The sequence below is a fragment of the Methylobacterium indicum genome (assembly GCF_001043895.1).
GTDB classification, from domain to species: domain Bacteria; phylum Pseudomonadota; class Alphaproteobacteria; order Rhizobiales; family Beijerinckiaceae; genus Methylobacterium; species Methylobacterium indicum.
Map to the genome: position 1 here is coordinate 18264 of NZ_JTHF01000092.1, position 10928 is coordinate 29191.

At 69.7% G+C, this 10928-nt stretch carries 13 protein-coding genes; all 13 read left to right on the plus strand.

The window, feature by feature from the left end:
- Nucleotides 1-88 precede the first annotated feature (88 nt).
- The 13 genes from QR78_RS11380 to QR78_RS11435 all read left to right on the plus strand — a co-directional run bounded on the left by QR78_RS11380 (nt 89) and on the right by QR78_RS11435 (nt 10806).
- Entirely contained in the window at nt 89-709 is a 621-nt protein-coding gene (locus QR78_RS11380) for an urease subunit gamma (RefSeq protein ID WP_048427631.1), read from the plus strand.
- Complete coding sequence (locus tag QR78_RS11385; protein WP_048427632.1) at nt 706-1266, plus strand: HD domain-containing protein; 561 nt, start codon at nt 706-708, stop codon at nt 1264-1266. Before QR78_RS11380 ends, QR78_RS11385 begins: the two co-directional genes overlap by 4 nt.
- Nucleotides 1266-1394, plus strand: a complete 129-nt coding sequence (locus QR78_RS36480) for a hypothetical protein (protein ID WP_280137077.1) — start codon at nt 1266-1268, stop codon at nt 1392-1394. Before QR78_RS11385 ends, QR78_RS36480 begins: the two co-directional genes overlap by 1 nt.
- A gap of 113 nt (nt 1395-1507) precedes the next feature.
- A complete protein-coding gene (locus tag QR78_RS11390; RefSeq protein WP_048427633.1) occupies nt 1508-1774 on the plus strand; it encodes an AbrB/MazE/SpoVT family DNA-binding domain-containing protein in 267 nt (88 codons plus the stop codon).
- A 54-nt stretch (nt 1775-1828) separates the two neighbouring features.
- Nucleotides 1829-3556, plus strand: coding sequence for an urease subunit alpha (gene ureC / locus QR78_RS11395; protein ID WP_048427634.1), 1728 nt, complete (start codon nt 1829-1831; stop codon nt 3554-3556).
- Between the two features lie 30 nt (nt 3557-3586).
- Nucleotides 3587-4090, plus strand: coding sequence for a DUF29 domain-containing protein (locus QR78_RS11400; RefSeq protein ID WP_048427635.1), 504 nt, complete (start codon nt 3587-3589; stop codon nt 4088-4090).
- Between the two features lie 94 nt (nt 4091-4184).
- Nucleotides 4185-4646 carry a DUF29 domain-containing protein gene (locus QR78_RS11405; RefSeq protein ID WP_048427636.1) on the plus strand — a complete coding sequence of 154 codons (462 nt, stop codon included), beginning with the start codon at nt 4185-4187 and terminating at the stop codon, nt 4644-4646.
- The gene (locus tag QR78_RS11410) at nt 4643-5146 is read left to right on the plus strand and encodes a DUF29 domain-containing protein (protein ID WP_053220881.1); all 504 of its coding nucleotides are present in this window, start codon (nt 4643-4645) and stop codon (nt 5144-5146) included. Before QR78_RS11405 ends, QR78_RS11410 begins: the two co-directional genes overlap by 4 nt.
- Entirely contained in the window at nt 5143-5661 is a 519-nt protein-coding gene (locus QR78_RS11415; RefSeq protein WP_048427637.1) for an urease accessory protein UreE, read from the plus strand. Before QR78_RS11410 ends, QR78_RS11415 begins: the two co-directional genes overlap by 4 nt.
- A complete protein-coding gene (locus QR78_RS11420) occupies nt 5654-6340 on the plus strand; it encodes an urease accessory protein UreF (protein WP_244276573.1) in 687 nt (228 codons plus the stop codon). Before QR78_RS11415 ends, QR78_RS11420 begins: the two co-directional genes overlap by 8 nt.
- Nucleotides 6341-6905: 565 nt before the next feature.
- Complete coding sequence (locus QR78_RS11425) at nt 6906-7577, plus strand: 2Fe-2S iron-sulfur cluster-binding protein (RefSeq protein WP_048427639.1); 672 nt, start codon at nt 6906-6908, stop codon at nt 7575-7577.
- A gap of 12 nt (nt 7578-7589) precedes the next feature.
- On the plus strand, nt 7590-8558 hold the full coding sequence (locus tag QR78_RS11430; protein WP_048427640.1) for an FAD binding domain-containing protein: 969 nt from the start codon (nt 7590-7592) through the stop codon (nt 8556-8558).
- Nucleotides 8559-8580: 22 nt separating this feature from the next.
- Nucleotides 8581-10806, plus strand: coding sequence for a xanthine dehydrogenase family protein molybdopterin-binding subunit (locus QR78_RS11435; protein ID WP_048427641.1), 2226 nt, complete (start codon nt 8581-8583; stop codon nt 10804-10806).
- Nucleotides 10807-10928 lie beyond the last annotated feature (122 nt).

Consider the following 10928-nt stretch of genomic DNA (forward strand, 5'->3'; position numbering starts at 1 on the left):
GCCTACAATCTTGTCTTGCCTGCAATCTTGCCTCGCAGCCGCACCTCGGCGAAGGATGCTGGGCCCCAACGACCGGAGAGATGCCCCCGTGCTGCTCACCCCCCGCGAGAAGGATAAGCTCCTCGTCGCCATGGCGGCCATGGTGGCCCGCAACCGTCTGTCCCGGGGCGTGAAGCTCAACCACCCGGAAGCGATCGCGCTGATCACCGATTTCGTGGTCGAGGGCGCCCGCGACGGCCGCACCGTGGCCGAGCTGATGCGGCTTGGCGCCCAGGTCCTCACCGCCGATCAGGTGATGGAGGGCGTGCCGGAGATGATCCACGACATCCAGGTCGAGGCGACCTTCCCGGACGGCACCAAGCTCGTCACCGTCCACCACCCGATCCGCGGCACCCCCGCCACCGACGTGCCGGGCGAGGTGACGACGCCGGACGGCGAGATCGTGTTCAACGAGGGCGCGACCCGCACGGTGATCGAGGTCGCCAATACCGGCGACCGGCCGATCCAGGTCGGCTCGCACTACCACTTCTTCGAGGTGAACCCGGCGCTCCTCTTCGACCGCGACAAGGCCCGGGGCCAGCGCCTCGACATCGCGCCGGGCACGGCGGTGCGCTTCGAGCCGGGCTCGACGCGCGAGGTGGTGCTGATCCCGATGGGCGGCGGGCGCGCGGTGTACGGGTTCCGGGGTGACGTGATGGGGGCGCTGTGAGCCCCTACGACACGATCCTTCGCGATCACGTCGCGCTCGTCGCACGCGCGGCCGATTTCGCCGCCCGTCGGCATGCGGATCAGCGCCGGAAGGGCGCCGCGCGGGAACCCTACGTGAACCACCTCGCGGAGGTCGCCGCGCTCCTCGCCGACACCGTGGACGCGCCGAATGCCTGGCTGGTCGCCGCTGGCTGGCTCCACGACACTGTCGAGGATACCGGCACGACCCACGAGGAACTTACAGGCCTCTTCGGACACGTCGTCGCCGATCTCGTGGCCGAAGTGACGGACGACAAGTCGCTGCCCAAGGCGGAGCGCAAGCGCATTCAGGTCGAGCGGGCGCCGCACAAGTCGCCGGATGCCAAGGCGATCAAGATCGCCGACAAGATCAGCAACCTGCGCTCCCTGGCGTCGAGCCCGCCCGATGACTGGGACCGGACACGGGTCCTCGATTACGTCACCTGGGCCGAGAGCGTCGTGGCCGGATGCCGCGGCACGAATGCGGCCCTCGAATCCATCTTCGATCAATCAGCCGATGCGGCGCGGAGAGTGGTCTGATGTCCGACACCCCCAAGCCCGCCAGCCTCCCCCGCGCCGACATCGCCCTCGTCATCGCGGTCGAGCTGGGTCACATTCGCGACGGCGGGGTATGCCGATCCCGACGGGTTGCGGTGTCCGGGTTCTGAGGTGATGTGATGGACGGTCTCTGAGTCATCTCGCGCTGGCGATCGGCCCTTTGCCCGACCCCGTTCCGTGCGAGTGATCCACTGACAGCACAACAGACCAAGCGAGAGGCACCATGCAGCATTTCGCGCTCACGCTCACGCCCGAGGGACAGGTGACCCTTTCGGCCGAGGCCCGGGACGCGCTCGGCATTGCGCCGGGCGAAAAGTTGTCTCTCGTCGTGGATGACGACGGACGCGCGACCCTGGCGAAGCAGGCCCCTCTGCATGACCTGCGGAGCGACGCCCGTCGTGCCCGCGCCAGGGCCCGGCCTTCCATCACTCCCAGTGACGACCCGATCGGGGATTATCTCCTGGCCGAGGACGCGCGCACGAAATCCTAGAACGCCAATACCCTCCCGCTTTCCGTCGACGCCCGCCTGACTGGACCTGACTGCATGTCCAACACCCCGAAAGCCGCCAGCCTCCCCCGCGCCGCCTACGCGGCGATGTTCGGGCCGACCAAGGGCGACCGCATCCGCCTCGCCGATACCTCCCTCGTGATCGAGGTCGAGCAGGACCACACCCGCTACGGCGAGGAGGTGAAGTTCGGCGGCGGCAAGGTGATCCGCGACGGGATGGGGCAGAGCCAGGCCAGCAACGCGGGTGGTGCCGTCGACACGGTCATCACCAACGCGGTGGTGCTGGATCATTGGGGCATCGTGAAATGCGATGTCGGGCTCAAAGGCGGGCGGATCGCCGCGCTCGGCAAGGCCGGCAACCCGGACATCCAGGACGGCGTCACCATCGTGGTCGGGCCCGGCACCGAGGTGATCGCGGGCGAGGGCAAGATTCTCACCGCCGGCGGGTTCGACAGCCACATCCACTTCATCTGCCCGCAGCAGATCGACGAGGCGCTGAATTCCGGCATCACCACGATGCTCGGCGGCGGCACGGGGCCGGCCCACGGCACCTTCGCCACCACCTGCACCCCCGGCCCCTGGCACATCGCCCGGATGATCGAGGCGGCGGATGCCTTCCCGATGAACCTGGCCTTTGCCGGCAAGGGCAACGCCTCGAAGCCCGACAGTTTGGTCGAGATGATCCGGGCCGGCGCCTGCGCGCTCAAGCTGCACGAGGATTGGGGCACCACCCCCGCGGCGATCGATTGCTGCCTGTCGGTGGCCGACGCCCACGACATCCAGGTGATGATCCACACCGACACGCTCAACGAGTCGGGTTTCGTCGAGGACACGATCGCGGCCTTCAAGGGCCGCACCATCCACGCCTTCCACACGGAAGGAGCGGGCGGCGGCCACGCACCGGACATCATCAAGGTGGCGGGGCTGCCGAACGTGCTGCCCTCCTCCACCAACCCGACGCGGCCGTTTACCCGCAACACCATCGACGAGCATCTCGACATGCTGATGGTGTGCCACCACCTCGACCCGTCGATTCCCGAAGACCTCGCCTTCGCCGAGAGCCGGATCCGCAAGGAGACGATCGCCGCCGAGGACATCCTGCACGACATCGGCGCGCTCTCGATGATGTCGTCGGACAGCCAGGCGATGGGCCGGGTCGGCGAGGTGATCATCCGCACCTGGCAGACCGCCGACAAGATGAAGCGCCAGCGCGGCGCGCTCCCGGGCGATGCGTCCGGCCACGACAACGCCCGGGCCAAGCGTTATGTGGCCAAGTACACGATCAACCCGGCCATCGCCCACGGAATCTCGCGCCATATCGGCTCGGTGGAGGTCGGCAAGCTCGCCGATCTCGTGCTGTGGTCGCCGGCCTTCTTCGGGGTGAAGCCGGACCTGATCCTCAAGGGCGGCGCCATCGCGGCCGCCCCGATGGGCGATCCCAACGCCTCGATCCCGACGCCGCAGCCGGTCCATTACCGCCCGATGTTCGGCGCCTTCGGCCGGGTGCCGGCCTCGACGGCGCTGACCTTCGTGTCGAAGGCCGCGATCGAGGCGGGGCTTCGCGAAACACTCGGCGTGGCGAAGCCGCTGGTCGCGGTCGAGAACGTGCGCGGCGGCATCTCGAAGAAGAGCATGATCCACAACGACGCCACCCCGGTGATCGAGGTCGACCCCGAGACCTACGACGTGCGCGCCGACGGCGAGTTGCTGGTCTGCGAGCCCGCCGAGGTGCTGCCGATGGCGCAGCGCTACTTCCTGTTCTGAGGTAGTCTGGCCGGGCAGGAGGGATCTGCCATGCCCAAGCTCGCCGAGCGGCAGGCGCCGGAGGCCGGCGTCTCGCCCGAGACGAATGTCTCGCCCGAGACCGACTATTTTCTCTGGACGCAAGGACAGGCCGCGCTGGTCCGGGCCGGCCGCTGGGCCGCGCTCGATCGCGAGGCTCTGGCCGAGGAGATCGCCGATTTGGGCGGGTCGCAGAAATCCGAGATCCGCTCCCGCCTGACCGTCCTGCTGCATCACCTGCTGAAATGGCAATTCCAGCCGCAACAGCGGAAATACGGCTGGCGCGCCACCATCGTCGAGCAGCGCGTGAGCCTGGACGACGTGGTGACGATGAGCCCGAGCCTGCGGGCCTGGCCGGCGGAGGTTCTGGCCAAGGCCTATCGCCTCGCCCGGGTGCGGGCGGCGGACGAGACCGGCCTGCCGGAGCGGAGCTTTCCGCCGGATTGCCCCTATACCTTGGCGCAGATCCTCGACGAGCGGTTCTATCCGGGTCCGGAGGAGCCGGATGTCGTCTAAGGCGCTGAAGATCAGGCCGAACCAGCACGACTCGGACGGTCATGGCGCATCGCATGCGGATCCGAGTTGTCCTTCGGGAGCAGGAGAGCGTGCCATGCCCAAGCTCGCCGAGCGGCAGGCGCCGGAGGCCGGCGCCGCTTACGACACGGATTTCCATCGCTGGACGCGGGAGCAGGCCCAGGCCCTCGCGACCCGCGATCTGGCGCATCTCGACATCGCCAACCTGCTCGACGAGGTGGAGAGCGTGGGCCGCAGCCAGCGCACGGCGCTCGAATCCCATCTCTGCGTGCTGCTGGTCCACCTGCTGAAGTTCCGGGTGCAGCCGCAGCGGGCAACACCGAGCTGGCGCCATACCCGGAAGGCGCAGCGCGCGGCCATCGCGCGCCTGATCGCCCGCAACCCGAGCCTGCGGGCCTATCCCGCAGCGATCCTGGACGAGACCTACCGGGACGCGGTGCGGGATGCCGCCGGGGAGACACGACTCGACCCGCGCCTCGTCCCGCCGGCCTCGCCCTTCACGCTGGACCAGATCCGCGATCCGGACTTCGAGCCGTGAGCGAGCAGGGTAGGCGCGACCTGTTCTCGACCGACCTCAGCGCATGGGCCGAGGAGCAGACCCGTCTCCTGGCGGCGGGCGAGGTCGAGGCGATCGATCACGCGCATATCGCCGCGATCGTCCGCGACCTCGGCGAGCGGGAGCGGCGGGAGATCCGGGACCGGCTCGGGGTGATCCTGACCGGCCTTCTGCGTTGGGGGGCGGAAGTCGACCTGCGCAGCGAGGGGTGGGCGATCACGATCGACCGGCAGCGCCGGCTGGTCGCCGCACGCCTGGCCGACAGCCCGAGCCTGCGGCCGGAGCTTCCCTGGATGGTGGCGGAGGTCTATCCGGAGGCGAAGGCCCGCGCCGTGCTGGAGAGTGCCCTGTTCGACGACAGCTTTTCGGAATCCTGCCCGTTCACGGACGAGGAGATCCTGATGCCCGGCTTCCTGCCGGACCCCCACGGGGACGATGCGGTCCGCGGTCCCGACTGGTGGCGGCGCGAGTCGGTGCGATGATCCGGGCCACCCGCGTCATCCGCCGCGACGCCCTCGGCTCCGGCGAGATCGTCGACCGCATCGTGCTCGATTCCGGCGACCGGCACCGCCGCCGCATGGCGATGCGGGGTGTCGGCGGCCTCGCCTTCCTGCTCGACCTCCCCGAGCCGGTCGTCCTCGACGACGGCGACGCGCTGCGGCTCGAGGACGGGCGCCTGGTCTGGGTCGAGGCGGCGCCGGAAAAGCTGCTGGAGATCCGGGCCGCGACCGACCACGCCCTCAAGCGGCTGATCTGGCACATCGGCAACCGGCACATCCCGGCCGAGATCGGCACGGATGCGGTCTGGATCGCCCACGACCACGTGCTCGCCGCGATGGTGGAGGGCTTGGGGGGTACCGCGACCCCGGTGGAACGGCCGTTCCGGCCCGAGGGCGGTGCCTATGCAGGCGGGCACGCCCAAGGTCACTCCCACGATCATGGGCACGGTCACGACCATCACCATCACGGCCATCCACACGACCATTCCCATGGCTGAGCGGATCCCGGATGCCCTGGTGCTGCTCGCCTGGCTCTCGCCGGGCTATCCGGTGGGCGCCTATGCCTATTCGCACGGCCTCGAATGGGCGGTGGAGGCCGGCGACGTGCGCGACGAGGCCTCCTTGCGCGACTGGCTCGCGGACGTGCTCACGCACGGCGCCGGCCGCAGCGACGCGATCCTGGCGGCCCATGCCCACCGGGCCGCGGCGGCGGGGGATGCCGCAGCGCTGGTGGCGGTGAACGACCTCGCCCTCGCGTTGAGCCCCTCGCGCGAACTGCATCTCGAGACCAGCCAGCAGGGCCGCTCGTTCCTCGATGCCACCCGGGCCGCCTGGGACGTGCCGCGCCTTGCGGATCTCGCGGCCCATCTCGACGGTCCGGTGGCCTATCCGGTCGCGGTCGGTGCGGCATCCGGCGCCCACGGGCTCGCGCGTGACACGGTGCTGGCGGCCTATCTCGCGGCTTTCCTGCAGAACCTCGTCTCGGCCTCGCTGCGCCTTGCCCCCGTCGGCCAGACCGCCGGCACGCGGGTGGTCGCCGCCCTGATGCCGCTGGCCGCGTCCCTGGCCGAGGCGGTGTGGGACCTCCCCCTCGACGAAGCCGGCACCGCGACGATCCGGCTCGACCTCGGCTCGTTCCGGCACGAAACGCAGTATACGCGGATATTTCGGTCATAAAACTATCAAACTACATGAACAATATATAACAAATAATTTATTAGATGTATTCGTCGACATTCAATGTCTGTCGTTCGTTTGTGACAATTATTCCCCACTCTGTGGCATGACTGCCAGGTGAACGGAGAAGGCGTGGACTTCCCCTCTCCCCGCGGGCGGGGAGAGGCCCGATGACCCCTTGTCGGGTCATCGGGGAGCCCACTGGGCGAGGGTGAGGGGGTGTTTCCGGAGAAGACAAATCCGGCATCACCCCCTCACCCTCGCTCCGGCTGCGCCTGCGCTCCTTTCGCCCCCGGCAAGGGGGGCGAAAGCCTCTCCCCGCCCGCGGGGAGAGGGGATTTCCTGCGCCATTCTTTTCCCGGACAGCCCTGCCTCTGCGCGGGAGGGTCGATCGCGAGCGATCCGGTGATCGATCTCCTCCCGCACGCGATGCCGCACCCGCGCCCATCCCGGGACCTGTCCAGCCACCGAAACGTTTGGTGAGCAATCACGTCGCGGCCCAACGGCCGAGGCGGCATCGGCGCTCCCCCTGCGCCGTCACCTCGTTTCCGGGCCGGGAGGCACCATGGACACATCCGATTCCGCGCCGCGGCTCACGCGCCGGAGCGTTCTGGAGAGCGGCGTCGCCGCGGCGGCCGTGCTGGGCTTTGCCGGGCGCGTCCAGGCCGCGACCCCGCCCGCCGCGACGCCCCCGGCGCTTAGCCCCGAGGCGGCGACGCCGCGCCTGCCCGTGACCCTCCAGGTCAACGGCCAGGCCCGGCCCCTCGACCTCGACCCGCGCACCACGCTCCTCGACGCGCTGCGGGAGCGCATCGGCCTCACCGGCTCGAAGAAGGGCTGCGACCACGGCCAGTGCGGCGCCTGCACGGTGCTGGTCAACGGACGCCGGATCAATGCCTGTCTCACGCTCGCGGTGATGCACGAGGGCGACGAGATCCGGACGATCGAGGGCCTGGCGGAGGGCGACCAGCTGCACCCGCTCCAGGCCGCCTTCGTCAAGCATGACGGCTTCCAGTGCGGCTACTGCACGCCGGGCCAGATCTGCTCGGCCGCCGGCATGCTGAACGAGGCGAAGGCCGGCTGGCCCAGCACCGTGACGAAGGACCTGACCGAACAGGTCGCCCTGACCGATGCCGAGATCCGCGAGCGGATGAGCGGCAACATCTGCCGCTGTTCGGCCTACCCGAACATCGTCGCGGCGATCCGCGACGCCGGCGGCGCAGCGACCCGGCTCTGAGGGGAACGACCGATGAAGGCTTTCACCTACGAGCGCCCCGCCAGCGTGGCGGAGGCCGCCAAGGCGGTCGTCGCGCAGCCGAATGCCCGCTTCATCGCCGGGGGCACCAACCTCCTCGACCTGATGAAGCTCCAGATCGAGACGCCGACCCACCTCGTCGACGTCAACCGGCTGCCGCTCGACCGGATCGAGGCGACCCAGGACGGGGGTTTGCGCATCGGCGCGATGGTGCGCAACGCCGATCTCGCCGCCGACGACCGGGTGCGGCGCGATTACGCCGTGCTCTCGCGGGCGCTCCTCGCCGGCGCCTCGGGCCAGCTGCGCAACAAGGCGACCACCGCCGGCAACCTCCTGCAACGCACCCGCTGCCCGTATTTCTACGACACCGCGATGCCCTGCAACAAACGCCGGCCCGGCTCCGGCTGCGCGGCGATTCAGGGGTTCAACCGCATCCTGGCGGTGGTCGGCACCTCCGAGCATTGCATCGCCACCCATCCCTCCGACATGGCGGTCGCCATGCGGGCGCTCGACGCCACGGTCGAGACGGTGGCGCCGGACGGGGCGGAGCGCGCAATCCCCATCGCCGACTTCCATCGCCTGCCCGGCGACACGCCGCAGATCGAGACCGCTCTCAAGCCCGGTGAGATCATCACCGCCGTGACCCTGCCGGCTCCCGTGAAGGGCCGCCACGTCTACCGCAAGGTGCGCGATCGCGCCTCCTACGCTTTCGCCCTCGTGTCGGTGGCGGCGGTGATCGAGGCCGAGGGCACCACGATCCGATCCGCCCGCCTCGCCTTCGGCGGCCTCGCCCACAAGCCCTGGCGGGTCGCAGAGGCGGAGGAAGCGCTGGTGCGCGAGGGCGTCCAGGCCGCCGGCGAGGCGGCGCTGAAGGGCGCCCGCGGCTACGGCGCCAACGACTTCAAGATCCCGCTCGCCAAGCGCACCCTCGCGGCCGCGGTCGCCGAGGCGCTGCGCGCCTGATCGCCGATATCGGAGAACAGCCATGGATATGAGCCAGCCGATCGGCGTCACGCCCCTCGACCTCCATCCCGACGGCCCGGTGGGCCGGCCGATCGACCGGGTCGACGGCCCGCTCAAGGTCACGGGCCACGCCACCTACGCCTATGAGAGCCGGGAGATGACCCATCCCGGCTACGGCTTCGTCGTGACGGCGACCGTCGCCAAGGGCCGCATCCGCGACATCGACACCACGACCGCCGAGCGGATGCCGGGCGTGGTGCACGTCCTCACCCACCGCAACGTGCCGCCGCAGGGCGAGAAGAAGGAGCAGGTCGGCCCGCTCCTCACCGACACCGAGATCAGGCATTGGGGCCAGCCGGTCGCCCTCGTGGTCGCCGAGAGCTTCGAGGAGGCCCGCGCCGCGGCGGCCGCCATCCGCGTGGCCTACGACGAGCAGAAGGGATCCTACGTACTGGCCGACGCGCTTCAAGAGGCGAAGAAGCCCGAGAAGGCGCGGACGCCGCCGGATTCGTCCCTCGGTGATTTCGAGGCCGGCTTCGCGTCGGCCCCGGTCAGGATCGATGCGCGCTACACCACGCCCGTGCAGAGCCACGCGATGATGGAGCCCCACGCCACCATCGCGGCCTGGGAGGGTGACAAGGTCACGCTGATCACCGCCAACCAGATGCCGAATCGCGGCCAGGATGCGCTGGCCTCGGTGTTCAAGCTCCCGAAGGACAACGTTCGCCTCATCAGCCGCTTCATCGGCGGCGGCTTCGGCGGCAAGCTCCAGCCGCAGGCCGACGCGATCCTGGCGGCCCTCGCCTCGAAGAACCTGAACGGCCGGCCGGTGAAGGTGGCGCTCACCCGCCAGCAGGTCTTCACCTCGACGACGCGGCGCTCCGACACCGTGCAGCGGATCCGCCTCGGCGCCGACCGGGACGGCAAGCTGACCGCCATCGCGCACGAATCCTGGTCCGACACGGCGCCGGGCGATGCCTTCTTCGAGACCTCGGCCAACGTCACCCGCTCGCTCTACGCCGCCCCCAACCGCCTGACGGCGCACCGGCTGGCGAACCTCAACCTGCCGCTCGCCTCCTCGATGCGGGCGCCCGGCGAGGCGGTCGGCATGCTGGCCTTCGAATGCGCCATGGACGAACTGGCCGAGGCGCTAAGCCTCGATCCGATCGAATTGCGCATCCGCAACGAGCCGGCGCAGGACCCGGAAAAGCACGTCCCGTTCTCGACCCGCCAGCTCGTGCCCTGCCTGCGGGAGGGCGCGCGCCGCTTCGGCTGGGCCGCGCGCAACCCGAAGCCGGGATCGGTCCGCGACGGGCAATGGATGGTCGGCACCGGCGTCTCGGCGGCGGCGCGGCTCAACCCGCTCCAGCCGGCCAAGGCGCGGGTGCGCCTCGATCCCGACGGCACGCTCACCGCCCGGATGGCGATGACCGATATCGGGACCGGCACCTACACGATCCTGAGCCAGATCGCCGCCGAGATGCTGGGCGTGGAGGTCTCGCAGGTGCGGATGATCCTCGGCGACACCGCCGACCCGATGTCGTCCGGCTCCGGCGGCTCGTTCGGCGCCGCCTCGTCGGGATCCGCGCTCTACATGGCCTGCGAGGCCCTGCGCGGGCAGATCCTGGCGAAGACCGACCTGAACCCGGAGAACGCCGTCTTCACCGGCGGGCGGATCACCTCGGGCAACCGCTCGGCGGCCTTGCGCGACCTGATCGGCTCCGGCCTCGAGGCCGAGGGCGAGATCAAGCCGGGCGAGAACGAGAAGAAATTTTCGCAATATTCCTACGGCGCGCATTTCGCCGAGGTCGGGGTCGATGCGGATACCGGCGAGATCCGGCTGCGGCGGATGCTCGGCGTGTTCACCGGCGGACGCATCCTCAACCCCAAGACCGCCCGCTCGCAGGCGATCGGCGGCATGGTGTTCGGCGTCGGCGCGGCCTTGATGGAAGCGGTCGAGGTCGATCCACGCTACGGCAGCTTCGTCAACCACGACCTCGCCGAGTACCACGTCCCGGTCCATGCCGACCTGCCGGAGATCGACGCGGTGTTCCTGCCCGAACTCGACGACAAGGCCAACCCGCTGAAGAGCAAGGGGTTGGGGGAGCTCGGCATCTGCGGCGCGGGGGCGGCGGTGGCGAACGCGGTCTACAACGCGACCGGGATCCGGATCCGGGATTATCCGCTGACGCTCGACAAGATCCTGGAGGGGTTCACGGCGAAGGAGACCGGGCAGCGACGGGCGTAGCGCGTCGCTCCCATCCCGCGCCAGCATTCGACAGTATGTCACAGGCGTCTTCTCTCCCCGCAGGCGGCAGATCTCTCCAAGGAAAGAAAAAGCGTGGGCTCCCCCCTCTCCCCGCGGGCGGG